Annotated in this window: 28 protein-coding genes; 12 read left to right on the top strand and 16 right to left on the bottom strand. The window is 68.7% G+C overall.

Annotated elements, in window-relative coordinates; translation table 11 throughout:
* Nucleotides 1-13: 13 nt before the first annotated feature.
* The 4 genes from ACIA58_RS28745 to ACIA58_RS28760 are packed head-to-tail and all read right to left on the bottom strand — an operon-like array spanning nucleotide 14 to nucleotide 3,490.
* Entirely contained in the window at nucleotides 14-835 is an 822-nt protein-coding gene (locus tag ACIA58_RS28745) for an alpha/beta hydrolase (RefSeq protein ID WP_396406914.1), read from the bottom strand.
* Nucleotides 832-1,677 (bottom strand): pyrroline-5-carboxylate reductase, encoded by an 846-nt coding sequence (gene proC, locus ACIA58_RS28750; protein ID WP_396406915.1) that lies wholly within the window; start codon nucleotides 1,675-1,677, stop codon nucleotides 832-834. The genes ACIA58_RS28745 and proC overlap by 4 nt, the downstream gene beginning before the upstream one ends.
* An 8-nt stretch (nucleotides 1,678-1,685) precedes the next feature.
* Nucleotides 1,686-2,456 carry a GntR family transcriptional regulator gene (locus ACIA58_RS28755; RefSeq protein ID WP_396406916.1) on the bottom strand — a complete coding sequence of 257 codons (771 nt, stop codon included), beginning with the start codon at nucleotides 2,454-2,456 and terminating at the stop codon, nucleotides 1,686-1,688.
* The gene (locus ACIA58_RS28760; protein ID WP_396406917.1) at nucleotides 2,453-3,490 is read right to left on the bottom strand and encodes a proline racemase family protein; all 1,038 of its coding nucleotides are present in this window, start codon (nucleotides 3,488-3,490) and stop codon (nucleotides 2,453-2,455) included. The genes ACIA58_RS28755 and ACIA58_RS28760 overlap by 4 nt, the downstream gene beginning before the upstream one ends.
* Before the next feature lie 147 nt (nucleotides 3,491-3,637).
* Between ACIA58_RS28760 and ACIA58_RS28765 the strand changes: the two genes are divergently transcribed.
* The 3 genes from ACIA58_RS28765 (at nucleotide 3,638) to ACIA58_RS28775 (ending at nucleotide 5,214) form a co-directional block, all read left to right on the top strand.
* The gene (locus ACIA58_RS28765) at nucleotides 3,638-4,072 is read left to right on the top strand and encodes a hypothetical protein (protein WP_396406918.1); all 435 of its coding nucleotides are present in this window, start codon (nucleotides 3,638-3,640) and stop codon (nucleotides 4,070-4,072) included.
* A 91-nt stretch (nucleotides 4,073-4,163) separates the two neighbouring features.
* Entirely contained in the window at nucleotides 4,164-4,778 is a 615-nt protein-coding gene (locus ACIA58_RS28770) for an RNA polymerase sigma factor (protein ID WP_396406919.1), read from the top strand.
* Complete coding sequence (locus ACIA58_RS28775; protein WP_396406920.1) at nucleotides 4,756-5,214, top strand: hypothetical protein; 459 nt, start codon at nucleotides 4,756-4,758, stop codon at nucleotides 5,212-5,214. Before ACIA58_RS28770 ends, ACIA58_RS28775 begins: the two co-directional genes overlap by 23 nt.
* Before the next feature lie 7 nt (nucleotides 5,215-5,221).
* Here ACIA58_RS28775 and ACIA58_RS28780 read toward each other — a convergent pair whose 3' ends face one another.
* Nucleotides 5,222-7,792, bottom strand: coding sequence for a CHAT domain-containing protein (locus tag ACIA58_RS28780; protein WP_396406921.1), 2,571 nt, complete (start codon nucleotides 7,790-7,792; stop codon nucleotides 5,222-5,224).
* A gap of 76 nt (nucleotides 7,793-7,868) precedes the next feature.
* Here ACIA58_RS28780 and ACIA58_RS28785 point away from each other — a divergent pair, with 76 nt between their 5' ends.
* Nucleotides 7,869-9,191 carry a S8 family peptidase gene (locus ACIA58_RS28785; RefSeq protein WP_396406922.1) on the top strand — a complete coding sequence of 441 codons (1,323 nt, stop codon included), beginning with the start codon at nucleotides 7,869-7,871 and terminating at the stop codon, nucleotides 9,189-9,191.
* 18 nt (nucleotides 9,192-9,209) lie between these two features.
* Nucleotides 9,210-9,404, top strand: a complete 195-nt coding sequence (locus ACIA58_RS28790) for a hypothetical protein (RefSeq protein WP_396406923.1) — start codon at nucleotides 9,210-9,212, stop codon at nucleotides 9,402-9,404.
* Between the two features lie 5 nt (nucleotides 9,405-9,409).
* Here ACIA58_RS28790 and ACIA58_RS28795 read toward each other — a convergent pair whose 3' ends face one another.
* The 3 genes from ACIA58_RS28795 to ACIA58_RS28805 form a co-directional block, all read right to left on the bottom strand.
* Nucleotides 9,410-10,006, bottom strand: coding sequence for a hypothetical protein (locus ACIA58_RS28795; protein ID WP_396406924.1), 597 nt, complete (start codon nucleotides 10,004-10,006; stop codon nucleotides 9,410-9,412).
* Nucleotides 10,007-10,071: 65 nt separating this feature from the next.
* Nucleotides 10,072-11,472 (bottom strand): glycoside hydrolase, encoded by a 1,401-nt coding sequence (locus tag ACIA58_RS28800; RefSeq protein WP_396406925.1) that lies wholly within the window; start codon nucleotides 11,470-11,472, stop codon nucleotides 10,072-10,074.
* A complete protein-coding gene (locus tag ACIA58_RS28805; protein ID WP_396406926.1) occupies nucleotides 11,469-12,524 on the bottom strand; it encodes a LacI family DNA-binding transcriptional regulator in 1,056 nt (351 codons plus the stop codon). Before ACIA58_RS28805 ends, ACIA58_RS28800 begins: the two co-directional genes overlap by 4 nt.
* A gap of 170 nt (nucleotides 12,525-12,694) precedes the next feature.
* On the opposite strand from ACIA58_RS28805, the gene ACIA58_RS28810 reads away from it, so the two are divergent.
* From ACIA58_RS28810 to ACIA58_RS28825, 4 genes are read left to right on the top strand one after another with little or no spacing between them, the layout of a single operon-like run.
* Nucleotides 12,695-14,104, top strand: coding sequence for an ABC transporter substrate-binding protein (locus tag ACIA58_RS28810; protein ID WP_396406927.1), 1,410 nt, complete (start codon nucleotides 12,695-12,697; stop codon nucleotides 14,102-14,104).
* Nucleotides 14,104-15,036, top strand: a complete 933-nt coding sequence (locus ACIA58_RS28815) for a carbohydrate ABC transporter permease (protein ID WP_396406928.1) — start codon at nucleotides 14,104-14,106, stop codon at nucleotides 15,034-15,036. Before ACIA58_RS28810 ends, ACIA58_RS28815 begins: the two co-directional genes overlap by 1 nt.
* Nucleotides 15,033-15,872 (top strand): carbohydrate ABC transporter permease, encoded by an 840-nt coding sequence (locus ACIA58_RS28820; protein ID WP_396406929.1) that lies wholly within the window; start codon nucleotides 15,033-15,035, stop codon nucleotides 15,870-15,872. Before ACIA58_RS28815 ends, ACIA58_RS28820 begins: the two co-directional genes overlap by 4 nt.
* A complete protein-coding gene (locus ACIA58_RS28825; protein ID WP_396406930.1) occupies nucleotides 15,869-17,224 on the top strand; it encodes a glycoside hydrolase family 32 protein in 1,356 nt (451 codons plus the stop codon). Before ACIA58_RS28820 ends, ACIA58_RS28825 begins: the two co-directional genes overlap by 4 nt.
* Before the next feature lie 33 nt (nucleotides 17,225-17,257).
* Here ACIA58_RS28825 and ACIA58_RS28830 read toward each other — a convergent pair whose 3' ends face one another.
* From ACIA58_RS28830 to ACIA58_RS28845, 4 genes are all read right to left on the bottom strand, one after another.
* Entirely contained in the window at nucleotides 17,258-18,214 is a 957-nt protein-coding gene (locus tag ACIA58_RS28830; protein WP_396406931.1) for a hypothetical protein, read from the bottom strand.
* Between the two features lie 247 nt (nucleotides 18,215-18,461).
* Nucleotides 18,462-19,091, bottom strand: coding sequence for a CoA transferase subunit B (locus ACIA58_RS28835; RefSeq protein WP_396406932.1), 630 nt, complete (start codon nucleotides 19,089-19,091; stop codon nucleotides 18,462-18,464).
* 1 nt (nucleotide 19,092) lies between these two features.
* Nucleotides 19,093-19,857 (bottom strand): CoA transferase subunit A, encoded by a 765-nt coding sequence (locus ACIA58_RS28840; RefSeq protein ID WP_396406933.1) that lies wholly within the window; start codon nucleotides 19,855-19,857, stop codon nucleotides 19,093-19,095.
* A 67-nt stretch (nucleotides 19,858-19,924) separates the two neighbouring features.
* A complete protein-coding gene (locus ACIA58_RS28845; protein ID WP_396406934.1) occupies nucleotides 19,925-21,145 on the bottom strand; it encodes an acetyl-CoA C-acetyltransferase in 1,221 nt (406 codons plus the stop codon).
* Nucleotides 21,146-21,224: 79 nt separating this feature from the next.
* Here ACIA58_RS28845 and ACIA58_RS28850 point away from each other — a divergent pair, with 79 nt between their 5' ends.
* Both ACIA58_RS28850 and catC read left to right on the top strand, forming a co-directional pair.
* Entirely contained in the window at nucleotides 21,225-22,106 is an 882-nt protein-coding gene (locus ACIA58_RS28850; protein WP_396406935.1) for a LysR substrate-binding domain-containing protein, read from the top strand.
* 182 nt (nucleotides 22,107-22,288) lie between these two features.
* Nucleotides 22,289-22,564 (top strand): muconolactone Delta-isomerase, encoded by a 276-nt coding sequence (gene catC, locus ACIA58_RS28855; protein ID WP_396406936.1) that lies wholly within the window; start codon nucleotides 22,289-22,291, stop codon nucleotides 22,562-22,564.
* A 37-nt stretch (nucleotides 22,565-22,601) separates the two neighbouring features.
* Here catC and ACIA58_RS28860 read toward each other — a convergent pair whose 3' ends face one another.
* The 4 genes from ACIA58_RS28860 to ACIA58_RS28875 all read right to left on the bottom strand — a co-directional run bounded on the left by ACIA58_RS28860 (nucleotide 22,602) and on the right by ACIA58_RS28875 (nucleotide 26,184).
* Nucleotides 22,602-23,900 (bottom strand): sensor histidine kinase, encoded by a 1,299-nt coding sequence (locus tag ACIA58_RS28860; protein WP_396406937.1) that lies wholly within the window; start codon nucleotides 23,898-23,900, stop codon nucleotides 22,602-22,604.
* A 2-nt stretch (nucleotides 23,901-23,902) separates the two neighbouring features.
* Nucleotides 23,903-24,586: a response regulator transcription factor gene (locus ACIA58_RS28865; RefSeq protein ID WP_396406938.1), complete on the bottom strand. Its 684-nt coding sequence runs from the start codon at nucleotides 24,584-24,586 to the stop codon at nucleotides 23,903-23,905.
* Nucleotides 24,587-24,633: 47 nt separating this feature from the next.
* Nucleotides 24,634-25,239, bottom strand: coding sequence for a hypothetical protein (locus ACIA58_RS28870; protein ID WP_134105110.1), 606 nt, complete (start codon nucleotides 25,237-25,239; stop codon nucleotides 24,634-24,636).
* A 123-nt stretch (nucleotides 25,240-25,362) separates the two neighbouring features.
* Nucleotides 25,363-26,184, bottom strand: coding sequence for a tryptophan 2,3-dioxygenase (locus ACIA58_RS28875; protein WP_396406939.1), 822 nt, complete (start codon nucleotides 26,182-26,184; stop codon nucleotides 25,363-25,365).
* Between the two features lie 93 nt (nucleotides 26,185-26,277).
* Between ACIA58_RS28875 and ACIA58_RS28880 the strand changes: the two genes are divergently transcribed.
* On the top strand, nucleotides 26,278-26,787 hold the full coding sequence (locus ACIA58_RS28880; protein WP_396406940.1) for a hypothetical protein: 510 nt from the start codon (nucleotides 26,278-26,280) through the stop codon (nucleotides 26,785-26,787).
* Nucleotides 26,788-26,928: the final 141 nt, after the last annotated feature.

A 26,928-nucleotide genomic window follows, 5' to 3' on the forward strand; every position in this document is an offset into this window, starting at 1 on the left:
CGAGCCGGCCGCCTCAGAGTCGGGGCCGGCTGTGCAGGTGGGTGGTGAAGAAGTGCTGGGCGGTGGGGAGGACTCTTCGGCCTGAGTGGGCGGTGTCGGGGACGAGGTCGAAGGTGATGTCGAGGCCGTGGGAGCGGTAGTTGCGTTCGAGGGTGCGGAGGCGTTCGATCCGGGTGGTGCCGGTGAGCTCGGCGCCGTCCATCCAGTTGGACTCGCCGCGGTTCATGATCTCCCAGGTCTCGACGTCCTCCGAGCCGACCACCAGTTGGATCGGGACCCGGCGGAGGGCGTCGAAGTCGATCGGCCGGCCGAATCGCTCCTCGAAGCCCTTCGTCCCGAGCCACCACGGCAGGCTGTCGTCCAGCTGGGTGATCCGGCCGGGTGCGCCGATCGAGACGGCGGCCAGGCGGTCCGGGTGCAGGTAAAGGAACCGGTGGGCGAACTGCCCGCCACCGGAGAAGCCGTGCAGGTAGAACCGCTCGGGCTCGACCGGGAACCGTTCGGCCACCTCGTCCACGATCGCCAGCAGCATCCGGTCGAACCGGATCCCCCGGTACTCGATGAACTTGAAGTTGTGCAGGTCGTTCGGGTCGACGAGCCCGGCCGGGAAGATCGGCGTCAGTACGACGACGCCCTGCTCCTCCGCGAACTCCGCCGACAGGTTGCGGTACTCCACCGCCGACCGCGCCGTACCGTGCTGGATCACCACCAGCGGGGCGCGGTCGGCGCCGGTCAGCCCACGCGGCACGTACAGGCAGTAGTGCAGCCGCGGGTCGACCCGGGAGGCGAAGATCGGAGTCTTGCCACGCTGGTAGACGGTCGAGGTGTCGGTCATAGACGTCCTTCGGTGGATGCGGACGCGGCGCCCATCTGTACGGTTCGGTCGCGGCCGGCCTCGGTGGCGACCATGACGGTCCCGCGCAGGCCCGCCTTCTCGAGTTCGCGGATGGCTGTGATGGTGGTGCCGCCGGGGCTGCTGACCGCCGCGCGTAAGGCGACCGGGTCCTGGCCCGAGTCGCGGAGCATCGTGGCCGCGCCTACGGCCGTCTGGACGACCATCTCCTCGGACAGGGCACGCGGCAGTCCGAGCAGTACGCCGGCGTCGATCAACGCCTCCGCGAAGTAGAAGAAGAACGCCGGTCCGCTGCCGGAGAACGCGGTGATCGCGCTCATCTGGCCCTCGGGCACCCGGACGACCTTGCCCACCGCGCGAAGGAGCGCCTCGGCGCGCTCCAGGTGAATCTCCGCGGCGGACGAGCCCGCGCTGATCGCCGTCATCGCCTGGCCGACCGACGCCGCCGTGTTGGGCATCGCCCGTACGGCGGGTGTGTTGGGCGCCAGACCGCTCTCGATCTGGGTGGTGCTGATCCCTCCGACCGTCGAGATGACCAGATGGTCGACGGTCAGATGCCCGGCGAGCTGCGGCAGCAGAGCTTCGACGTGGTACGGCTTCACCATCAGTACGACGGTGTCAGCCGCTCGTACGGCGTCCGCGAGGCTCGGCGTCGCAACACCGAAACGCTCGCGCAGGTACGCCGCGCGCTCGGGCAACTGCTCCACCACCGCGATCCGGCCCCGCTCCAGCAACGGAGTCTCACCGTCGAGCAGCCCGGACAGGAGCGCCGCGCAGATGTTGCCGCCGCCAACGATCGCGAGCCGTGCCGGCAGGTCTGCCATGTCGGTCCTCACCTTCCCTGGTGCTCGCGGTCCGGACGACCGGCCCAGGACCCGCGAACGTGACTGATGTGCTGCTTCATCAACTGGGTCACACCGGCCTCGTCGCCGGCGATCAGGCGGTCGAGGAGCTCGACGTGTTCCTCGGCGGACGCGATCAGCAGGTCGTGGTCCAGCTCGGCCATCCCGGTCAGCCGGCTGCGCGCCCGCAGGTTGCCGACGATCTCGACCAGTGTCGGGTTCGCCGCCAGACCCAGCAGCGCCAGGTGGAACTCGCGGTCCAGGCCGACGAACGCGACCAGATCGCGCCGCCGCGTCAGCTCGACCAGCTCGTGAGCGACGGGGTACAGCTCCTCGAGCCGGCCGCGCAGTTCGCCGCGCAGTTCGCCGCGCAGTTCGCCGGGCAGTTCGCCGGGCAGTTGCTCGGACCCGGCCAGCGCCGCGACGGTCGGAACCTCGAGCAGCAACCGGACGGCCGTGATCTCGTCGAGCTGCCGGTCCGTCAGCTCCGAGACGCGGAATCCCTTGTTCCGAACGGGTTCGACGAGGCCTTCGGCCACCAGGTCGAGCAACGCCTCGCGAACCGGCGTCGACGAGACCCCGAACTGCTGTGCGAGCGCCGGCGCCGAGTACACGACACCGACGTGCAGCCGGCCCGCGATCACCGACGCCCGGAGCGCGTCCGCGATCTGCTGGCGGAGATTCTGGCCACCGCCGAGGTACGGGATCCCCATCTGCGCGCGCAGCCGGTCCGACCCGGTGTCGATCATCGATCCCGTCATCGCAGCACGAACCCGGTGCCGAGCGGATCGCGCGGATCCAGCGTGAACGTCGCCCGGCCGGTCTCGTAGGCCATGCCCGCCACCTCGGTGACGACCGCATCGTGGCCGTCGGCCCGGACTTCCTCGGTCACCCGGCCGAGGAACGTCGTACCGACGATCGACTCGTGCCGCAGGGTGCGCCCGATCGGCAGCCGGCCGTCCTGGGCCAGCAACGCGATCCGCGCGGAGGTGCCGGAACCGCACGGCGACCGGTCCAGCTCGCCGTCCGCGAAGATCGTGACGTTGCGCTGGTGCGGCCCGCCGGCACTATCGGCACCGCCGGCACTATCGGCGCCGTCGCCGAGGTCGTCGTACAGGATCGTGCCGTAGATGCCGTCGAGGCGGCTGTCGCTGGGATGGCGTGCCCACTCGGTGTCGTTGAGGGCCCACTTGATCTCGCGGCCGACGGAGATCAGGTCGGCGGTGTGCTCGGGCGCCACGGTGAGACCGACGGATCCCGCTGGGACGAACGCGTACAGCGCGCCGCCGTAGCTGATGTCGGCGCGCAGCCGGCCCCGGCTGGTCTTCACCTCCACGTCGCGGGCCACGACGTACGACGGGATGTTGCGGAACGCGACCTGCTGGACCTCGCCGCCCGCGCAGGTGACCCGTGCGGCGACCCGGCCGGAAGGAACGTCGATGACGATCTCCGTGTCACCGTCCGCGGCTGCGGTCACCAGCCCGGTCCGGACCGCCCACGCGCCGAGCGCGATCGTGCCGTGCCCGCACGCCGTCGAGTAGCCGTCCTTGTGCCAGAACAGCACCCCCAGATCGGCGCCGTCGTCATCGGGCGGCACCAGGAATCCGCCGTACATGTCGGCATGTCCGCGAGGTTCGTTGACCAGCATCTGCCGGACGGCGTCGACCGCGGCCGACTGCTGCGCGTACGAGCGGCGATCGAGCACGGTCGACCCGGGAATCTCCGGCAGCCCGCCCGTCACGATCCGGAACGGCTCACCGGCCGTGTGGTAGTCGGTCACGCTCACAGCGTCCATGCGTCCCTCACCTCAGTGGCATGTAGCATATTACTGTGGCATGTAGTATTGCACAGTCGCGAAGTGGATGTATCTGATCGGCCCGAGGAGTGGTCCGTCCAGTTGAGAGCCCCTGTCAGTGGGGCGCCAACTTGGGGGGAACCCGAGATGACTGCAGATCCAAACTTCGACGGCCTTGCGGGTCTCGAAGGCTCGGTGACCGCCGTGGCGATCATCGATCACGACGGCAACCCGAACCGGGTCCTCGACGACGAGTTCCCGTTCGACGTCACCATCAAGTGGACGGTGGAGCCGCCGGCCACGGCGGTGCTGCTGGACGGCAACTGGACCGTCAAGGCGTACGCGGAGTCGATGGGCCCCGGTCCCGAGGTGCTCATCGGCAGCAAGCTCGTGCCGGCGAACGGCGGTCCGGCGTACGACGCGAAGATCACCGTGCCGGCGGGCACCCTGCCGCCGGACCAGGCACCGGACTCCGGTGTGTACAAGCTCGTCGTGGTCATCACGTACCGCACCGCACTGAACGTGCTGACGGAGATGGCCGCCTTCAGTGAGGGGCCGACGTTCCTGCTCCGGGAGCCCTGAGCCTGCGGAGCACCACGAGCGCACGCCATCGCAGGGGGGTCGGTGGCGTGCACCCTCGCTCGAAGCATCACGTACCAACCCGGGAGCGGGAATGGAACAGGATGTCTCACCAGTCACCGCACTTGTAGTCGCCGCGGCCGCCGGCGATCAACTGGCCTGGCGCGAGCTCGTCGACCGCTATGCGCCCTTGCTCGTGTCGGTCATTCGCGGCTTCCGGTTGACGCCGGCCGAGACCGAGGACGTCGCGCAGACCGTCTGGCTGCGACTCGTGGAGCACCTGGACAGCCTCCAGGAACCGCGAGCCATCCCCGGCTGGCTCGTGACGACAGCGCGGCGCGAAGCGATCCGCTACCTGTCGTCGCAACGGCACCGAAGCACGAGTGATCCGTTGAACGCCGATCAGCTACCGATCGCGGCCGATGCTCCCGGTCCGGACGAGGAACTGGTCCGCTCCGAGCGGCACCAGGTGCTGCTCGCCGGGCTGGCCGAGCTACCGAGCCGGCAACGCGAACTGCTGTTGCTGCTCATGCAGGACCCGCAGCCGTCGTACGCCGAGATCAGGCGACGCACCGGGATACCGGTAGGCAGCATCGGGCCGACGCGGTCCCGCGCGCTCGCGCGGCTCCGCACAACTCCAGCCGTCAGGGGGTACGTCGCCTCCGGACCGACAGAAGGTGATCGGCATGACGCAGCATCGCTGGGATGACGACGACCGCCTTCTCGAGGATCTTGCGGCCGCCCTGCGTGCCACCGAACCGTTGGCGCAGACCATTGCCGAGCACGCCGAAGGCGCCCTGTCGTGGCGCACGATCGACGACGACCTGCTCCGCGCCGGCCTGACCTTCGACTCGTCGCTGGCGGCGGCCGCCGAAGTCCGGGCCGAGTCGGACGCGGCCCGGGTGCTGGTGTTCACCTCCACGCCACTGTCGGTGGAGTTGGAGGTGCTGCATTCCGAAGTCGTCGGTCAGATCCTGCCGGCCGGCGCGGGCGAGATCCGGGTCGAAACGTCGGACGGCACGACGTACGACGTCGTCGTCGACGAATCCGGCTTCTTCGAGCTGCCGGCGCTCCCCGCCGGCTCCATGCGGCTGCGGTGTGACACGGCCACCGGCCGGGTCGTCACGGACTGGGTGCAGTTGTGACCGGCGCTCACGCTCCGAGGGCGATGAACGACTGCGCGGCCGTGTCAGCCACACCCGCCATATGGGTTCGCGCGAGCGCCTCGGCGAGACCGTCGCCGGCCCGCAGCTGCTCGTGCAGGTGCAGCATCAGCGGGACTGTCGCCGGGTCCGACACCGGCACGACACTCGCCACCACTCCGGCCGAGCCCAGCGCCACCAACGCGCTGACCAAACCCACCAGCTCGTCCGCGCCACTCGGCCCACCGAGCGCGGAACTGCAGCTGGACAAGACCATTCGGTGTGGTGCCCGCTTCAAACGTTCCAGGTCGTACACGGTCAGCGGACCGTCGTCGAGTTCGATAGCTGAGAACAATGGACTGTCCGCGCGGAACGTACCGTGCGCGGCCACGTGTACCAGCGATGCTCCATCAATCGCATCCAGGACGGCTTCGGCGGTCGCGCTGCCATCCGCAAGCACGATGGCATGCGGATACCGCTCGGCAAGCCGCCGTACCTCCTCCCGTCCGGTCGAAAGGTGCGGTCCGCCGACCAGTACGACTCTGTCCTCGGGAGGCGGCTCAGCCCGCGTCGCGCGCATCCACGCTGCAGCCGAGGGAACCACCGAGGTCGGCCGGGTCCGCAGCGACGGTAGAAGGCTCCACGGAACCGCATGGAGCCGGCCGGTCGGTACGACGACTACCGAGCCGTCGCCCAGGTGCTCGAGCGTGTCGCCCAGTAGGGCCGATTCGAGCCGCGCCCCGATCGTGTCGAGCATGAGCTCGTGCTTGCCACGCTTGGCGTTTTCGCGGCGGAGGGCGAACAAGGCGTGGGACAAGTTGTGAGTGGCCACCGAGGTGGGGCCGATCGACCGGAGACGGACCTGGCCGCGCGACGCCACCACGGCGTACAGCTGGTCTTCGAGGTCGACAAGCTCCACCAGGGTCCGGTCGCCGAGTTGGTCCAGCAGATCGGTGATCCGAAGCCGCTCGCGCCGTTCGTCGAGCTCCCCAGGCGTCAGCAGGACCCGTCGGCGGACGGCGGATTCGAGCCGCTCGCGCTCCCGATACAGCTGACTGCGGCCGGGCCCGCGATCGTGGCTCATCTCCATCCGCGCAGTGAGGTTTCGCAGGGCGGCGAGGTCTGCGACCAGCCCGTCGTCCGCTTGCGGCCGCACCGGTGGAATCGCGAGGACCGTCGCACGCCATCGCTCGCTCCAGTCCAGCACCTGGCGAGCGCTGCCTTTCTCGACTGCGAAGCGAAGACCGATAGCTGCGAGCTCGGCGCCCTGAGCTGTGGCGAGCGCGCGCAGCTCGGTGGCGCCCAAGGTGCGGATGTAGATCTCGATCAGGCTCAGGCCCTGCCGGCAGGCGGCAAGCATGCCGCGCGACCTGCCGTTGTCCTGGTACAGCAGGGCTTGCGCGAGCCAGCCGGCGCCGCGCGCCCGCAGACCGCGCTTCCGCGCTCTGGCCGCGACGCTCAGGTGGCGCATCGCCTCGGCGCTGTCATGCCGGGCGAGCGCGATCCGGCCAGTCAGCAGATGGGCCTCGGCGGCGAGGTCCACATCGAGTCCGTCGAGCTCCGCGCTGACGCGTCGGCAGGCCTGCAGGAGCGGCGCCGTCCGACGGCCACTCGCGAAACGGGTCTCCAGCAACGCAAGCTCGGCCCGCGCCGCCCACCATGGGCGCTGTTGCCGGCGGAACAGCTTCAGTGCATCGCGGCTGCGGCGCTCGGCCAGGTCGTATACGCCGGCCGCGTGCGCCGCCAGTCCCGCGCACAGCAACAGCTCCGCGTGCCGCGCGCCCGAACCGCGCTGCTGCTCGTTCCGCTCTACTGCGCTGTTGATCTCGACCAGGGCCTCATGGGTCAGGCCGGCCGCCAGCAGCATCAAGCACTTGTTGGCGTACAGATCGGGCTCGAGTACGCCGAGCTCCTCGACCAGCCGCTGCGCCTCGTCGAAAATCTGCAGCGCGGCCGGCAGGTCACCACGGGCAAGGGCCGCGGCGCCACGCGCCTGCCGCGCGTCGGCGTACTCGATCTCCTGACCGGCCTTCAGGAACAGCTCCTCGCTGCGGACGAAGTCCTCGTCGGCGCGATCGATGACACCCATCGCGAGCAGCACCATCGCCCGCATCTGGAACGCCCGAGCCGCCCAGACGAGGTCGCCGGTATCGGCCAGCGACGCGACCGCCGCCTCGGCATCCGCGAGCGCCTCGGCGTACCGCCCGAGCAACGCTCCGAGAACCCAGGCCCGGCGGATCAGCAGCCGGCCGGCGAGCACGCCGGTCCGCCCTGGTACGACGGAATCGAGCGCGGCCAGCCCACGGTTGGTCTCACCACCCATCACCAGCGCGACGCCGAGGGTCGCCAGAATCTCGGCCTCCCGGTCGCGATCGTCGGTCCTGCGGATCGACCGGTACCCGGCCTTCAGCTCCGCCACTGCCTCGCGGATGTCGCCGAAGTCGCGATGGACGACACCCGCCGCGTGGTGGGCCGCCGCGGCCTCGGCGTCGGACGGCTTCCCCGCCAGCACCTCACGAGCGATCCTGAGGGCGTCGGCCGGCCGCGACAAAGCAAGCGCATGCAAGTCGTCTGCGTCCATCGCAGCACCCGCCCTCCCCAAACGCGGACAAGTCCGATCGTAATACGGCAATCGCCACTGCAAGGGAGGGCGCAAGATGTCGGAGCAAGAACGTCTCGAGGAAGCTGTCGACCTCATTCTGCGACAGGATGACAGGGCGGTCGCGTACCCGGAGAACTGGCGAGCAGAGGGGCGCGTCCAGTACTTCTACCGGCGCAACAGCATCCTGACCCGGACGAAAGACGCGGACCAGGTCCACGAATCTCTGAACTCCATTCTCCGCCGGGGAGATCAGAGTGCCGGCGAGGACGAGCGAGCCAGGATCAGTCACCTGCCGGTGATCGCCGGGGTCGTCAAGCTCGAGTGGCCTGACAACGGGTTGGGGACGCCGGAGGTTCTCCAACAACTGGACGAGATGCTCGGGGTCGGGACGGCGACTCCGGTCCACGGACTGTCGGTGTGTCCCAACAGCGGTCACCCCTGTCCGGCGACCGAGCCCGCAGTCGTCCCGACCAGGACCATGGGTCCAGTGCCGCCGGTGAGCGACGGGATCTGTTGCGGGACGTACGGCTGGGACGGTGACGGCGTCGTTGTGGGTGTCGTCGACGGCGGTCTCATCGAGGACGCGCCGAAGACCTGGCCGTGGATGGCGGGTGTGTACGGCGACTTCGAAGACCCGTTCGATCCTGCGACGGGGTTCATCAAGCCGTACGCCGGTCATGGGACCTTCGTGGCCGGCTGCGTGCGGTGCGTCGCGCCACGGGCGGAGGTCTACGTCAAGAGGGCGGAGGAGCTCGCCGGGCTGGCGTACGAGGACGAGATCATCCAGAAGATGAACGACACGCTGGACCGTGGCGCCGACGTCATCGTCTGCGAGTTCGACGGGATCACCCGGCTGCACCTGCCGATGCTCACCTTCAGCGCCTTCTACGACGAGTATCTGCGGCACGTGAACGTCGTCGTGGTCGCGCCGGCCGGCAACGACACGAGCCATCTGCCGACGTACCCCGCGGCGTACTCGTGGGTGGTCGGCGTCGGCGCCCTGTCGGCGAACGGGACCTACCGAGCGGACTTCTCCAACTACGGCGGCTGGGTGGACGTGTACGCACCCGGTGTGGATCTCGTCAACGCCTACGCGGCCGGCAAGTACGAGACCATCCACGAGCACCCGAAGCAGGAACGTGAGTTCGACGGCATCGTCAACTGGAGCGGGACGTCGTTCTCGGCTCCGTTGGTGGCCGGGATGATCGCGGCCCGGATGTCCGCGACCGGTGAGAACGCGCCACAGGCAGCAGCGGCCCTGCTGCGGTTCGCCGGCAGCCAGGCTGTCCGTGGAGTCGGATCGGTTCTGTTGCCCCACCAGGTGTGCGGTACGCCGCGCGAACCGTGCCACCACCGCTGCGATTGCGCGTGCCGGTGAGCGGTGTTGTCATGAGGTATGGCCAGAACGCATCGGATGGAATGCACGGCAAGCCCAGCCGGCCTGCTGTTCGAGTGTCTTGACGGCTGCGGCCGTCGCGTCGTGGTCGACGGGGTGAGCGGAGAGCTCACCATCGTCGACCACGGCGACCGGACGGCGCCGCACCAGGGGTCGAGCGGAGGCGCCAGACTCACGTCGGCGAGCATCGACTGACACCTTCACGACTGGCGGGCGGACCGGAGCGACAGACTCATCTCGCCGCCCTCGACGTGTACGTACACATCGAGCCGCATACCCTCGTCGACGTACACGCTGCCGTGCCCGGTGGCGCTCGCCTCCTGGCGGATCCCGTCGTCGTCGATCCAGGCGATCGTGCCGTCCAGCACGTAGTCGTAGTTCCCGGCCGACGTCGCCGTCACCTGCTGGGTCACGATCGGATCGTCGATGCTCGCGTACAGCGACGCGACCCTCGATCCCTCGAGTACGACGTCGATCCTCTCCTCCAGCGCACCATCGGTGAGCTGGTCGGACACCGTGAGGGCGATGTCGTCCACAACCGGCGTGGACGACGACTTCGTGCTCTCCTGGGTCGGCGTGCTCGACGACCGGGTCGGCGGCGCGGTCGGTTGCTGGGTCGGGCTGACCTGGATGATCTTGTCGGCGCCACCGGCGTCGAACGCGTCGGTTGCCACCAGCACCGGCACCAGAGCGGTCACCAGGCCGAGCACCGCGGCCAGGACCTGGCCCAGCGTCCCCAACCGGCTCCACAGCCCCTCCGGCCGCTCGTCACCGCGCCGGGGTTGTTCGGTATTCACGTTGCCTCCTGCGGTCGAGAAAGATGCTCTCTACCTCGGACCGCAGGCCGGCCAACCGTGATACCTCAGAGGTTGACGGTGAAACTGATGATCTCGGCGCTGCCGTCGGTGACGAAGAAGCCGACATGCCCCGCGCCGAGGTTGGAGCAGCGGAAGGACAGGGCGACGCGGTTGTCGATGATCGCCTGGCCGGTCGTGCCGTCGAGGAGAACCCGGATGGTACGGCGGCCGGGTGGGAGCGGGCAGGGGCGCTCGAGCTCGACGACGTGCGGGACATCGCCCTTGATCTGCCACTGGGCGGGACCGGTGCGTCCGCGCGGCCAGTTGTCGAGCACGACCCGATCGCGTTGGGGCTCGAGACGGAGGATCGTGGCTTGTTCGCCGTCGGCGCCGGCGTGCAGGAGAAGGCCGAGCGATTGGGTGCCTGGGGCAACGTCCACAGTGAGGTCGATGACGCAACGGCCGGGGACGGGGTCGGCGATCCACGCGGCGTACCGATCGGTCGCGCCTTGGCCCGGCTCGGTCGCCGCGCCGTCGACCGGCGACAGCTTGACCTGCTGTAGGTCGGCGTACGCCGCGATGATCTCCGCCGGCAGTGTGAACGCGAGCGTGCCGTCGTCGTCCTGACGGGCTTCGAGTACGGCGAGATCACCAGCCCACTGCCACGCATCTCCTTGTTTTGTGGGGATCCAGCCGATGAAGAAGCGTCGTCCGTCGTGCTCGACCGACTTGGCCGCGTAGAACGCACGCCCGTCGACAGTGTCGCGGGCGGGTGCCAGCCACGGACCGTCCGGTCCGCGCGCGATCCGGTAGCGCGTCTGGAAGGCGTCGCTGAACTCGGAGTACACCAAGTACCACCAGTGGCCCCACCGGAAGACATCCGGGCATTCCTGCGTGATGAACCGATGCGGCTCCCACAGCGGCGGCGCCAGCGTCCATCGCTCCAGGTCGGACGACGTCAAGCGGGCAACGACGCCGCACCGGCGATCCGGCCCACCGTCATACCGTGCCGCAAGCACCATCTGCCAAGGCTGATCGGATGCGACCCGATAGACAAAGGGGTCTCGCCAGTCCTGCGGCACATAGCCCGCGGGCGCGCCGAACGTGAGGTCGGGCCGCTTGGTCCAGCGAGTCGGATCCCCGTCGCTGACGGCGTGACAAACCACCTGGTACGAGCCGTCCGCATCCCCGCGCCGCGGATTGTGGCCCGTGTAGAACAGGTGCAACTCGGACCCGTCCGCAATCACACATCCCGTGTAGCAGTCGAAGTCGACCGCATCCCGATCACCAGCAGGCAGTACGACGCCATGGTCGGCGTAGTCCACGAAGTCGGTCGTCGACACCAACGCCCACGGCATGCCGCCCGGACCCGCGGCCGGATCCTCCGGACGCTCGTCCAGCAAGTAGAACAACCAGACCCGGCCGTCGTAGCTGAACGGGATGACGTCACCGACGTACCCGCTCATGAACGACGCCTCGGCCGGCGGCGTGGTGGGGCGCCGACCGACTCGCGCTCGACCAATTCGCAGTCGACGATGATCCGCTCCGGGGCATCGTCCGGCTCACCCAGCACGAGTTCACCGGCCCTGCGGCCGAGCATCAGGTGCGGCAGCGCCGCCGTGGTCAACCCCGGACGGACCTGGTCGGCGACATCGGGCTGATCGTCGAAGCCGACGATGCTGACATCCTGCGGGCAGTCCAGTCCGAGAGTGTGCAGGGCAAGCATCGCGCCGATCGCCATCCGGTCGTTCCCACAGACCAGAGCGGTCGAGGCGTGCTCGGACACCACCTCGGTGGCGAGGTCGTAGCCTGACCCGATCTGGTAGTTGCCGTACCGATGGACGAGGTCAGCCGGACGGAGACCGGCCGCGCGGGCGGCGTCGTCGAACCCGCGCCGACGCTCCTTGCAGGCGTAGTCGTTGCGCATGCCGCCCAGGAAGGCGACGTCGCGATGCCCGCGCTCGAACACCGAGGCCGCGGCGGCGCGCCCGCCGGCGTACTCGTCGGCCAGCAGGACCGTGTCGGCCTTGCCCTCCTCGGGCCAGCAGTTGACGAAGATCGTCCGGATCCCGTCGAGCCGGGGGCTGCGATGCAGCGGCTTGGGCGCGAGGGACGCGTACACGATCGCGGCGACTCCCTGCCCGACCAGGCTCGCCACCGCGTCGTCGCCCTCGCCGGGGTCACCGGTCGTGTCGACGACCATGCACACGTACCCCGCGGGCTGGACGACCTGCTGCAGACCGAGCACGATCAGACCGGCGTACGGCTGGGAGACGATCCCGCTGGTCACGACGCCGACGGTGAACGACTTGTTCGACCGCAGCAGCTGGGCTGCGCGGTTCGGGACGAAGTCGAGCTCGGCCGCGGCCTCGAGCACGCGCCGCCGGGTCTCCGCCGCGACCGCGACGTCGCGGCGGTCGTTGAGGACGAACGAGACGGTGGGTTGGGACACCCCCGCGCGCCGGGCGACGTCGGTCATCGTGACGCGCTTCGGCCGGCCGGCCGGCTGCTTCGCCATGGTCCCCCTTCACGGTCAGCGGCAGGAACCGACCTGGTCGCCGCCGCCAATTTTCTATCACAGCTGAACCCAATACGTATTGCGCCCTACCGTACACCGCTGCTACCGTCCCGAGTCAATACGTATTGGGTGGCAATGCCGGGCCACCTGAGCGGCCAAGGAGGAACCCCATGACAGGCATCCATCCCCCCGGTGGCCCGATCGCTCGCCGTACCGTCCTGAAGGCCGGGGCGGCCGGTGGACTCGGGCTGGCGGCGCTGGCCGACCTGGCCGCCTGCGGCAACAGCGGCGGCGGCTCGTCGTCGAAGTCACTCAAGATGCTGTACTTCGGAGAGCAGGCGGCGGCGACCCAGCTGCAGAACCGGTTGCAGCCGCAGATCTCCAAGCTCGACGCGAGCATCAAGTTCGAGATCTCGGCCATCAACGGCACCGACTGGAACGACTTCCTGGCCAAGGTACTGACCCAGATCGCGGCCGGGACCCCGCCCGACATCATCAGCGTCGCCACCGAGGGCCTGCAACTGATGGCGTCCAAGGAACTCGCGGTCCCGTTGGACGACTACGTCACCAAGGACCTGTCCGCGCTGAAGGAGTACTTCGCCGACATCCACCCCGCGCTGGTCGAGTCGATGATGTACCAGGGCCACCTGTGGGAGCTGCCCGACAGCTTCAACGCCGGGAACATGTTCTACAGCACCGAGCTCTTCCAGCGCGCGGGCGTCGTACCGCCGAGCGAGGACTGGACCCTCGACGACTTCGAGTCCGCGGCGACCAAGATCGCCAAGTTCAAGGGAATCAACGCGTTCGGCTGGGTGGTCCGCCTCTGGGGCAGCTGGACGTCGTTCATGTACGCCAACAACGCGAACCTGCTCGAAGAGGGCAAGTACGACGGCGGCGACTGGCTGTGGAACAAGGCGTACGCCGGTGACCCGGCCGCGACGGGCCGCAAGGGTGGCTGGAAATGGGGCGCGCCGACCGCGAACTCCGAGGGCACCGTCGAGGCCCTGAACTACATGATCGAGCTGACCAAGAAGGGGTTGTCACCCTCACCCGACGTCGGCGGTGGCGGCACGCTCCAGGGTCTGTTCGCCTCGAACCGGATCGGCATGTCGATCGGCGGCGGGTTCTGGGCCGGCGGCCTGACCAACGCCGGGATGAAGAACGGCAGCTTCGACGTACAGCTGTTCCCGAAGTGGAAGAGCCAGCGGCACCTGTTCGGCGCCGGCGGGTACGCCATCTTCAAGTCATCGAAGAAGAAGGATCTCGCCTGGGAGGTGCTGAAGCTGTTGGTGAAGCCGGAGACGTTCGACGTGGTCTTCCCCGGCAACGTGACCACGCCAGGCCGCAAGTCCCTGATGACGGCGGCGCGCTACGCGAAGACCGGACCGAAGCACTGGTCGGTCTTCTACGACACCCTGACCAAGCACCCGGAGACGGCTCCGATCCCGGCCCCGCCGTACTACAACGCGCTCGCGACCGCGCTCAACCAGCGCACGACGCAGGCGATCTCGTCCGGGAACGCGAAGGCCGCGCTGGACGGATTGCAGTCCGACCTCGAGAAGGCAGCGGGGGCCAGCTGATGTCGGCCGCCACCGCTGAGGTGCCGGCGACCATCACCAAGCGCCGCCGGCATCCGTCGTCGCATCGGGAGGCTCCGTTCGGCTTCGCGATGATCGGAGTGTCGTGTCTGTTCGTCGCGGTGTTCACCGCGATCCCGATCGTCGCGTCGCTGGGGCTGTCATTCTTCTCCTGGGACGTCATCTCGAGTCCGCAGTTCGTCGGAGTGGAGAACTACCAGCGGCTGTTCACCGACGGTCCGGTGCTCAAGTCGTTCGGCGTCACGCTGGGCATGGCGCTGGCGATCGTCGTACTGCAGCTGACGCTCGGCCTGGCGCTGGCGGTCCTGGTCAACCAGCGCAAGCTGGTGTGGATCCGGACGCTGTTCCGTACTGCGTTCTACCTGCCGCTGCTGGCGTCGACGGCCGCCGTGTCGATCTTCATGGGCTACCTGTTCGACTACAAGTTCGGTGTCGTGAACTACTACCTCGGGCTGCTCGGCATTCCGAACGTGCCGTGGCTGACGAGCGGGTTCGGAGCGGCTGCGACGATCGTGCTGATCGCCGTGTGGCAGCAGGTGGGCTTCACGTTCGTCCTGTTCGTCGCCTCGTTGATGTCTGTGCCCACCGACGTACTCGAGGCCGCACAGATCGACGGGGCCGGGCCGTTGCGGACGCTGTTCCGGATCAAGGTCCCGTTGATCAGTCCGACCATCCTGTTCGCCGCGGTCGTTGCCTTGATCAACGCGATGCAGCTGTTCGACCAGCCGTACATCATGACCAAGGGCGGCCCGGGATCGGCGACCACGACGGTGACGATCTCGATGTACCAGAAGGGCTTCCAGAACCTGCAGTTCGGGTACGGCTCGGCGATCGCCATCGTGCTGCTGGTGGCGATCCTGGTCATCACCGGGCTGCAGTTCCTCGCGGCACGAAAGCTGGTGTTCTACCAATGACGTACTCCACCGGAACCCTGGCGCGGATCGGCCGGATCACCGGCGTCGTGGTGCTCGTCCTCGCCGCGATGGTTGCCCTCGGCCCGCTTCTCTGGACGGTCACCACGTCGTTGCGGACGCCGGCCGAGGCGTTCAGCAACCCACCGCAGTGGATCCCGTTGCACCCGGACTTCTCGAACTACAGCGCGGTGTTCGACCGGATCCCGATCGGCCGGTTCTTCTTCAACAGCGTGGTCGTGACCGGGCTGATCGTGATCGGCCAGACCATCACCTGCACGCTGTCCGGCTACGCGTTCGCGATGGTCGACTTCCCTGGCCGCTCGGTGATCTTCGGGATCTTCCTGGCCACGATGATGGTGCCGCTGCAGACGATCATCATCCCGGTGTTCGTGATCATCCGGTACCTCGGTCTGTCGGACAGCCCGTTGTCGCTGGTGGTCTCGGCGCTGGGCAGCGCGTTCGGCACGTTCCTGATGCGCCAGTACTTCATGCAGATGCCGAAGGAACTGGGAGAGGCGGCCCGGATCGACGGCGCCGGCCATTTCCAGACCTTCCTGCTGATCTACGCCAAGATGGCCGGTCCGGCGATCGCCACGCTCGCGATCCTGAACTTCTCCGGCTTCTGGGCGGAGTTCTACCGGCCGCTGATCTTCCTGCAGACCCAGGACAACTTCACCCTGCCGCTGGGCCTGGTCGGCCTCCAGGGGAACCTCGGCACCGGTTCGATCTCGGTGGTGCTGGCGGGCGTGGTGCTGGCCATCCTGCCGAGCGTAGTGCTGTTCATCTTCGCCCAGAGGTACTTCATCGCAGGCATCACGGCAGGAGCTTCCCGGTGACCCAGACCCAGCCCGAGACCCAGCGTGCGGACCGGTCCGCCGGGACGGTGGCACACCTCCGCCCCGCGTACCACGTCCGGCCGCCCAGCGGGTACCTCAACGACCCGAACGGGCCGATCGAGCTCGGCAGCGACGTACACCTGTTCTTCCAGTCGCGGCCGACGCTCGACATGCACGTACCGGTCGAATGGGGGCACGCAACCTCGCCGGACTACGTGAACTGGACCTTGCATCGGCCCGCGATGGCGCCACAGCCGGGCGGGCCGGACACCGACGGCTGCTGGTCCGGCAACACGGTGCTGGACGACGGCCGGATCCGGGCCTTCTACTCGGGGCGGGTGGAGGACAACCCGTTCCAGTCGATCCTCACGGCCGTCTCCGACGACGGCGGCGCGTCGTTCGGGCCGGCGCACCAGGTGGTCCCGGATCCGGCCGAGGCGATCATGTTTCGCGATCCCTTTGTCTGGAAGGAGAACGGGACCTGGTGGATGGTGGTCGGAGCGGGGTACGTCGACCGCGGCGCGAGCATCGCGCTGTATCGATCACCGGATCTGTCGCAGTGGACGGAAGCCGGTCCGCTGGCCGAGCTCCCCCGCACCCGCGTGGGCGGGGAGGACACCGGCTCCGCATGGGAATGCCCACAGCTGCTGACGATCGACGGCCGGCGGGTCGCCGTGGTGGCGTCGTGGTCGCCCGAGGGCGGACCGGGTGAGATCTTGTCGTTCGACGTCGACGTACCGCTGGATCCGCGGCGGGTGGACTACGGGACCGACTTCTACGCGGCGTCGGCGTTGCGCGAAAGCCGGTTCGGCCCGCTGTTGTTCGGCTGGCTGCCGGAAGGACGCGACCGCCCCGGCTGGAACGACGGCTGGGCCGGGGTGATCTCGCTCCCCCGCGTGGTCTGGCTCGGGCCGGACTCGTCGCTACGCAGCGCGCCCGTGCCGACGATCGACACCCTTCGGACCGGGGCGGCGTCGACCGGCGAGATCACCGGCCAGTGCGAGATCGTCGTTCCGGAAGGCCCCGGACGCGTCGTCATCCACTTCGGCGAGCAGGAGCGGCTCGAGATCGAGCTGGACGCCGACACCATCACCATCGATCGCAGCCACGCCAGCCTCGCGCCGCACGCCCACGGCGGACGGATGCAGGCCACCGACGCCTTCGACCCCGCGTCGGGCCGCCCCGCGGTCCGGATCTTCCTTGATGGCTCGGTTGTCGAGGCCTTCACCCGCGCGGGCCGCGTGCTCAGCACCCGCGTCTACCCGACCACCCCACCACCATGGAGGGTCGAGGGCCCCGTCGGCACAGAGTGCTGGGAACTGGCAACGCACCCCCGGTCAGCTCGTTCGTGAGCCGGCCGAGGGTGCGTCGAGGGTCTTGCGGGACTACTCGCCGACCAACTGGTCGTAGTGCGTGGTGATCGAGACCTCGTTCACACCGTTGAAGACGGCCGGGATCGTGCCGTACGGCGTCATGGCGGTCGCGGTGCCGTTGAACTTGCTGAACGCGTACTGGCTGCCGGTCTGCGCGGCGTGGTTGACGCCGACGACCAGAGTGCCGCCGCGGGTGCCGCAGCCCTGGGCGACCAGCGAGTCGTACGACGAGAAGCCCGTGGACCGGATCAGCTTCAGCACCGGCTTGGCGCCGGCCGCGATCGGGATGTGCACGGTGTAGAGCGCACCGGCCGTCGTGCTCATCAGCAGCGTGTCGTACGTCGCGGACTCGCTGACCACCGTCATCGCCTTGAAGCCACGGAAGCCCGGGAGGGGGCCGAGTGCCTTGAAGCCGGCGCCGACGATCTGGTAGCGGTACAGGCTGCCGTTGGTGTTCAGGCCGTACAGGTACGCGTGCCGGGGTTGCGCGACGCTGTAGTTCGACGTGGCGATGGACTTGAAGCTGCTCCATCCCGTGCCGACCTTCTTGAACGTCGGTACCGGCGGCTGGGTCTCGTCGGCCGGCAGGTACGTCGTGTGGCGGTACAGGTTCGAGCCCTGCAGCAACAGGCCGTAGTAGTAGAACTGCGTGCCGGCCGCGTTGACCGCGCCGTACCAGGTCGCGTTCGTGCGGGTGGAGACGTAGTTGAACGGCTCGTACGACACGGCGGTCGGGTGCGTGCCGGGCGTGGCGTCGATCTCCTGCATGGTGCCGGCGGCGGTCGGGACGCCGACGTAGTTGATGCAGGGACCGCCGGCGGCGAGCGCCTTCACCGGGGTCGGGTGGGCGACCTTGTTCGACGTGTAGGGCTTCGGGTCAGGCTTTGCGGCGACGGCCGGAACCGACGCGGCAGACGTGGCAATCAGGCCGATACCGGCCAACGCGAGCGCATAGCGCTGCAGCTTCATCGGAGTTCCCCCTCCATTTTTGTCCCGATCATCTCGAGATCGCGCTGACTATAACCGAGGTAGAGGAGCAGCACGACACAGATTGCAGCTTGATGCAAATCGTTAGGTGCCGACGCCCTCCCGGCCATCGATACGGCCTACCGCACGGGTGATTTTCTGCCCATTGGTGCAACGGGCCAGTGGTGTATGGCAATGATGTAACGGAGGGTAGACCGTGCGATCACCGTCAGTGCTGCCTCGTGCGGGATCAGTAGGTGATGAGGGCTGCCGTGGATTGTTCGACTTCGTGGGGTTTCACGCCGGGAGCCAGTTCGACCAGGTGGAAGGTGCCTTGGGCAACGTCCAGGACGGCCAGGTCGGTGATTACCCGGTGGACCACGGCTCGGCCGGTGAGAGGGAGGGTGCAGGAGGTCAGGAGTTTGGGGTCGCCTTTGCGGGTTCGGTGTTCCATCACGACGACCACGCGGCGGGCGCCGGAGACCAGGTCCATCGCCCCGCCCATACCTTTCACGACCGAGCCGGGGACCATCCAGTTCGCGAGGTCACCATGGGCGGAGACCTGCATGCCGCCGAGGACGGCGACGTCGACGTGGCCGCCGCGGATCATGGCGAAGCTCGTCGCGGAATCGAAGTACGACGCTCCCGGTAGGACGGTCACGGTCTGCTTGCCGGCGTCGATCAGGTCCGGATCGACCTCGTCGTCGTACGGAAACGGCCCGACGCCGAGCACCCCGTTCTCGGCCTGCAACGTGACGGACGAGCCCGGCGGCAGGTGGTTGGGGATGAGGGTCGGCAGTCCGATGCCGAGGTTCACGTACTCGCCGTCGTTCAGCTCCGCGGCCGCGCGGGCGGCCATCTCGTCCCGGTTCCAAGGCACGTCAGGCCTCCCGGGTCGTGCGCTTCTCGATGCTCTTCTGTCCGGCCTGCTCAGGAGTGAGCGGTACTACGCGTTGCACGAAGACACCCGGCAGGTGGATCGCATCGGGTTCGAGCGCGCCGACCTCCACGACCTGCTCCGCCTCCACGATCGTCAGCCGGCCCGCCATCGCGGCGACCGGGTTGAAGTTGCGCGCGGCGGCGTGGAACACGCAGTTCCCGGCCCGATCGGCGACCGCGGCCCGGACCAGCGCGATGTCGGTGACGATCGCCTCCTCCAGCACCATCTCACGTCCCTGGATGGTGCGGACCTCCTTGGCCGGCGATGCGACCGCGACCGTGCCGTCCGGGGCATAGCGCCACGGCAAGCCACCCTCTGACACCAGCGTCCCAACGCCGGTCGGGGTAAAGAAGGCGCCGATCCCAGACCCACCAGCGCGCAACCGCTCGGCCAGCGTGCCCTGTGGAGTCAGCTCAACCGTCAATTCCCCCGCGAGGTACTGACGGGCGAACTCCTTGTTCTCCCCGACGTACGACGCGATCACCCGGCTGATCCGCCCCTGCTCCAGGAGCAGTCCGAGACCCGCGCCGTCGACGCCGCAGTTGTTCGACACCACGGTCAGATTGCCGGCGCCCTGCTCGAGCAACGCAGCGATGAGGAACCACGGGATGCCGGCCAGACCGAACCCGCCGACCGCCAGACTGCTCCCGTCGGGGATGTCGGCGACCGCGTCCGCCGGGGTCGCGACGACCTTGTCCACACTCATGCGTCGTCCTCCTGAAGGCGGGCGAGGTACCTCGTCGCGATCGCCTCGCTGACGAGCTGGGCCACCGTCATCTGACGGCCTCGAAGATCGCGGCGATGCCTTGGCCGCCGCCGATGCAGATGGTTTCCAGGGCGTAGCGGCCGTTGCGGCGGTGGAGTTCGTGGGAGAGCGTGGCGAGGATGCGGGCGCCGGTGGCGCCCAGCGGGTGGCCGAGGGAGATGCCCGAGCCGTTGGGGTTGAGGCGCTCGTCGGTCGGGTCGACCTTCCACTCGCGCAAGCAGGCCAGGACCTGGGCCGCGAAGGCTTCGTTGAGCTCGATCAGGTCGAGGTCGTCGAGGGTGAGGTCGGCGCGGGCGAGAGCCGCTGCCGTGGCGGGGACCGGGCCGATGCCCATCACCTCGGGGCCGACGCCGGCGACGGCCCAGGAGCGCAGCGCTACGAGCGGGCGGAGGCCACGGCGCTCGGCCTCGTCGCGGGTGGTGACCACGCAGAGTGCGGCGCCGTCGTTCTGACCGCTCGCGTTTCCGGCGGTGACGGTGGCGTCGGGGTCGCTCTTCAGCATCACCGGACGGAGAGCGGCGAGGCCCTCGAGGGAGGTGTCGGCCCGTGGATGCTCATCGACGGAGACGACCGTAGATGCGCCAGCGGCCGAGCGGCCGCGACTTGGGACTTCCAGTGGGACCAGTTCGTCGGTGAAGCGGCCTTCGGTCTGGGCGGCTACGGCGCGCCGGTGGGAGCGGAGGGCGAACTCGTCCTGTTCCTCGCGGGTGATGCCGTACTCGCGGCGTAGGTTCTCGGCGGTCTCGAGCATTCCGCCCGGGACGGGGTGGTACTTGCCGCCGGCGGTCTCGCGAGCGCGGATCAGCCTGTCCTTCAGTTCGACATTGCCGCGGACGCCGGTGCGCAGACCGAGCGTGTAGTGCTCGACCTGCGACATGGATTCGGTGCCTCCAGCAACGACCAGGCGCGCCGCTCCGGTGGCGACCATCCCGGCCGCGGACAGCACGGCCTGCAGACCCGACCCACATCGCCGGTCGATCTGGACACCAGGCACCGAGACTCCGAGCCCGGCATCCAGCGCGGCGATCCGGCCGATCGCCGGCGCCTCGCCGTTCGGATAGCACTGGCCGAGGATCACGTCGTCGACATCACCTTCGCCCAGACCGGTACGCCGTACCAGCTCCGTCAGCGCGGCGGTGGCGAGGTCGGCGGCCGACAGCGCGGACAGTGCGCCGCCGAACCGGCCCACCGGAGTACGGATCGGCTCGCAGATCACCACATCGCTCATGCCCTCGACGGTAGGCCGTGCGGACCGATATGGAGAAATACTCATTTACGCTGGATCGAGACTCTGCGAATATGAATGCGTGGAGCTGCGTCACCTGCGGTACTTCGTCGCCGTCGCCGAGGAGCGGCACTTCGGTCGCGCGGCGGCCCGCCTGCACATGGCCCAGCCGCCGCTGTCGCAGCAGATCCGTCAGCTGGAGAGCGAGCTCGGCCTGCAACTCCTTCGCCGTACGACGCGGCGGGTCGAGCTCACGCCTGCCGGTGAGGCGTACCTGGTCAGGGCCCGGCAGATCATCAGGGCGGTGTCGTCGGCTGCGGGTGAGGCCCAGCGGGTGGCAGCCGGGCTGCAGGGGCGCTTGGTGATCGGGTGCGTGGGCTCGGCGACGTACAGCCTGCTGCCGCAGCTGGTGCGGACGCTGCGGGAGGAGCTGCCGGACGTCGAGGTGGCGGTGCAAGGCGAGATGCTCGCGCCCGACCAGGCCCGGGCGCTGGTGGACGGGCGGATCGACCTCGGACTGCTCCGGCCGCCGGTCGACGACGATTCGCTGCAGGTCGAGGTACTGCGGGCCGATCGGCTGATCGTGGCGGTGCCGGACGGGCATCGCCTAGCTGCGCGACGCCGGGTGCGGCTGAAAGAGCTGGCCGACGAGGACTTCGTGATCCATGCCGGCGGGGGTCGGTCGGTGATGCACGACACCGTGCTCGCGCGGTGCCGGGCGGCCGGGTTCGAGCCGCGCGTTCGGCACGAGGTGGCGGAGACGTCGACGTTGGTGACCTTCGTGGCGGCAGGTCTCGGGATCGCGGTGGTGCCGGCGCCGGTGGCGGAGCTGATGGTCCCGGGCGTCGCCTACCGGGCGCTCAGCGGGCAGGCGACAGTCGAGCTGGCGGCCGCGACCAGGGTCGGCGACGAGGCGCCGCACCTGCAACGCGCGATCACCGTCCTGGCCGGACTGGTTCAGTAGAAGCCGTCGCGAGCCTGTACGTCCGGGCGAACTTTCGGGCCGTTGCTGTTCACCGAGGAGATCCTGCGTACGCCGCTGACGTAGGTTGACGGTGCACTGCAACTCCCCGACGGACCAGGCCTCGGCGTCGAACTCGACGCGGTCGCCGCCCTCCGCCGGGCCCAGCTGACCAAGGAGACTTGATGCTCTTCCATGTCCGCATGGACGTCGACCTACCACCCGACCTGGACCCCGCCGTCCGCGCCGACCTCCTCACTCGCGAACGAGACCGCGCAATCGAACTGCAGCAGTCCGGCGTGTGGCCCGGCCTGTGGCGAATCGTCGGCGAGTACGCCAACATCAGCATCCTCGACGTACCGTCCAACGACGACCTCCACGACCTCCTGTCGAGCCTCCCCCTCTTCCCCTACATGAAGATCCACGTCACCCCACTGGCCAAGCACCCGTCGAAGATCTAGTCCGTCATACGGGACGCAGCACGCGTGGGGAGCCAGATCAGCTGGAGGACAGGGTTAGTTCTACCTGGTTGCGGCGGATGGTCAGGTGGCCGCCGGTGGCTTCGGCGTAGCGGCGGGCTATGTCCAGGCCGAGACCGGTGGAGCCTCGGTCGGAGCGGCCGCGTTCGCCTGCTCCCAAGGGGATTCCAGGGCCTTCATCGGCGACGGTGATGTGGATGTGGGACGTCTCGCGGGTCAGCGTGATGTGTGCGGGAGTGCCATCGGGTGTGTGCGCGACGACGTTCTCCACCAGTGCGTCGAGGGCTGCGGCGAGGTCCTCGGCGGACGAGCGGACCATCGCAGCATTCGTTGGCAGATCCAACGTCAGCTCGCGTCCCTGGTCCTCGAACAAGGGCTCCCAGAAGGCGGCCCGCGCGCGCGTCACCTCGACGGCGTCGCAGTGCGGGACCCGCCCCTCCCGCTGCGGACGCCTCGCCGCGCTGATCACCGCGGTCAGCGTCCGCTCCAAGCTCGTGACCTGCGTGTTCAGCTCCTCGGCACTCTCGCGATCAGCCAGCGCCTCGACCTGCAGCCGGAGCGCGGTCAGCGGCGTACGCAAGCGGTGCGACAGATCCGCCACCGCCTCCCGCTCGACCGCGATCACCTCGTCGATCCGGTCCGCAAGTCCGTTCAGCGCGGCGCCGACCTTCGCCACCTCGGCTGGACCAGTCGTCGGCGCTCGCGCTTCCATGTCACCAGCAGCCAGGCGTTCCGCCGTACTCGCGGTCTCCTCCAGCGGACGCGCCAGCCGCCGCGACACCAACTCCGCGCCGACGATGCTGAGCAGGAGCACGAGCAGGCTCCCGCCGATGAGAATCAGCAGCCGCGGCACCAACCCGTCGTACAGCTCGTCCGCGGTCAGATAAAGACAAACCGAAGCAGACCCGGCAGGAGTGTCAACGGCGAGATCAACCGCCAGCCCGCCGTTGACGTCGCGATAGTCCGCGTCCCCGAGCTTCGGCGGCCCCTTGTCGTCGCCGTCGTCGCCGTAGTCCGGCGGCATCGACTTCGGCGTCGGCACCCCGCCCGGCGGCGGGTCGCCCAGCGTCGTACCGTCCGCCATCCGCACCGAGATGTTCCCCGGTCCGTCCTTCAGGCCGTTGATGTACGCCGTGATGTCGTCGGCCGTGTGGTCCTTGTCGCCGACGTAGTACGCCACCGTCTCGGCCCGGTACAGCGCCTTGTCCCTCGCCTCGCTGGCCGTCGTACTGCGCAGCAGGATCACCAGCGGTACGGCGAACGCGAGCACGACCAACGTGGTCATCCCCACCGAGAGCAGCAGGATCCGACGGCGCATGCTCACCCGTCCGCCGCGAGCTTGATCCCGACCCCGCGCACGCTGTGCAGGAACCGGGGCTCGGCCGCCGTCTCCCCGAGCTTGCGCCGCAACCACGACAGATGTACGTCGACGGTCCGGTCGCCGCCGCCCCACGGCAAACCCCAGACCTCCGCAAGCAGCTCCCGCTTGGTCACCACCGCACCCGGCCGCCGCGACAACGCCAGCAGCAGATCGAACTCCTTCCGGGTCAGCTCCACCGCGGCCCCGTCCACGGTCACCTCGCGGCTGCGCGGATCGATCCGCAGTCCGCCGACCTCGACGGTCGACTCGCCTTGCTGGTCCGGACCGAGCCTTCGCAGTACGGCGCGAATCCGCGCATCCATCTGCGCCGCGCTGAACGGCTTGATCACGTAGTCGTCCGCGCCCGCGTCCAGCAGTCGTACGACACTCGCGTCGTCGTCCCGCGCCGTCGCAACGATGACCGGTACGTCGCTGACGGATCGCACCATCGCGAGCACGTCCCGCCCGTCCAGATCGGGCAGGCCGAGGTCGAGCAACAGCACTTCGGGCTTGTCGCGGGCGACGGCAGCCACCCCGTCGGCGCCGGCCGAGACCGCGGAGACGACATGTCCGGCCGCGGTCAGGGCCTTCCCCAGCGACGTCCGAATCGCATCGTCGTCCTCGACCAGCAGCACCCGCGCCATGCCACTGAGCGTAGCTTCAGGCCCGTCAAGACAGCGTCAAGCGGCAGTTAAGTGGGTGGTTTGATGCCATTGGAGCGGAGTTCGAGGGTGGCCAGCTGGGCGATGACCGTCTGGTCGCGATCACGCCAGGCGGTGACCGGGTCGTCGGAGATCTTTGCGAGTTTGTGCATCGGCTGGTTGGCCATGGCACGCAGGGCGAACAGGTCCAGGTCGGCCGCACTGTCGATGAACCGCTGCGCCGCCGTCGCCCGGCGGGAGAACCGGATCCGCCGCGGAAGCCAGATCAGTACCGCGAACAGTACGGGTAACGCGATCGTCACGCCGGCGAGTACGTAGGCCAGCTGCTCCACCGCGTGCGCCATGTCCCGCCCCGCCTGCGCCATCTGCCCCGCGGCACCCGCGGCGCCGTCGATCGGCGACCGCAGCTGATCCCCCACCGCCGGCACCTTCCCGATCGGCTCCGACAACCGCCGCAACTGCCCCGCCAACCCGTCGCCCGCCGAAGCAGCCTTCCGCCCCGGCAACCCCAACGCGTTGGTGATCTTGAAGACGATCAGCCCGAGTTCCACACACACCAGAACCCACGCGACGAACACCAGATCCCCCACCAGCTGCCCAACCCGCTGCACCCCTACATCCGAGTAGAGCTTCACACCCAAACCTCTCCTCCGAGCCAACCCACACACCCGTGCGACGCGACCCTAGCGGTGGAGGTGACAGCCGACGAGGTCTGCGAACACTTTTCGTCACCAGGTGCCCATTTGTTTCCGGAAAGCTCAGAGAGCGGTGCGGAGATTCCAGAGGAGGGGGTAGTAGCGGAGGTCCAGGCGGCTTCGGAGGTAGTTGGCGCCGGAGGAGCCGCCGGTGCCCGGTTTGGTGCCGATCATGCGTTCGACCATGACGACGTGGCGGGCTCGCCAGGCGGCGGCCAACTCGTCGTGCTGGAGGAGGGCCTCGGCCAGTTCCCAGATGGCGGCGTACTGCGAGCGATCGCCGGCCACCTTCCGCAGGGCATGGCGGACGGCGTCCTCGGAGTCGGTGTCGAAGCCGGCCTTGCGAAGTACTTCGAGGTACGCGTCCCACAGCGTCGGCTCCTCCAGCCGCCGGCGCAGGCGCTCCTGCTCCGCCGCGGTCAGCCCGCGGAAGCGCCGTACGAACGAGGGGTCCTTCGCGCCGGACAGGAACTCGATCTCCCGGAACTGCACCGACTGGAACCCGGACGCCGGCGACAACCGGTGCCGGAACTCGCCGAAGTCCTGCGGGGTCATCGTCTCCAGGATGTCGACCTGCTGGGTCTGCACACGCTCGATCGTGTGCACCCGCCGAAGCAGGTGCTCTGCCAGCCAGAGCTCACCGGCCAGCATCGCGTCCCGCGAGGCGGTCAGCTCGTGCAGGACCTGCTTGAACCACAGCTCGTACACCTGGTGAATCGTGATGAACAGCAGCTCGTCGTGCGCCGGCGGATCGGACTCGAGCCGCTGCTGGTCGAGCAGCTCGGTCAGGCGCAGATAACTGCCGTACGTGAGCCGCCCGCCGTCCTCACCGAAATGCACGTCGGAACCGCCCCACTGCCCCGCAACCCCGTCACCAGTGCTCATGACACGGAGACTAACTCGCCAGACCCTTCCTTAGTTCGTGACTGGTCAGTGATTCGTTCGTTGGACCTGGGGTACGCCGAGTTGAGGAGCTGTATGACCGCCACGATCGAGACCCCGATCGTTCCGGGTCCGATTCAGGGCCCTACCAGGGAAGAGCCGTTGGTCGAGGCGCTGCTACTCGACGACTACCGCTCTCTGGTCCACCTCGCCTATCTGATCCTCCCGCCTGCGATCAGCCGGGCGAGGCGGGTGGCGGCGGCGCACGCGGTGGTCCAGCGAGCGCTCCCGCCGGGACTCGCGCTCCCCCGCGAGCTCCCGTACAGCCTCATGGCCTCGTCGGACCTCGCCGTGCCCGCGACCAGGCACCGGGAATTCCTGCGCCGCCGCGTCGTGCAGGAGGCGACCCGGCAAGCGGCCGAGCGTTCGTTCGTCGCGCGGCTCGGCAGCGTGATCGCCCCGGCCGACGGCCTCGAGTTCGACCCCTGCACGATCCGGCCGGACCGCACCGCGATCCATCGTCGCTGCGCCCGCGGCCGCCGGGTGGCAATCGCCGCCACGCTCGTCCTGACCGCCGGCATCCTGGTTGCCCTGCTCACATCTTGATCGGCCGGATCTCCAGGCCATCACAATCGTCCGTCGCCGCCAGCTTCGAGCGCACTGCCACCCGTCGGGGGTGATTGTGATGGCCTGGCGATCCGCCCTACACCTTGACGAGCTGTCGCCCCCCACCTACCTTCGGTGACA

The sequence above is a fragment of the Kribbella sp. NPDC051586 genome, from assembly GCF_044453965.1.
In the GTDB taxonomy this organism is placed as follows: Bacteria; Actinomycetota; Actinomycetes; order Propionibacteriales; family Kribbellaceae; genus Kribbella.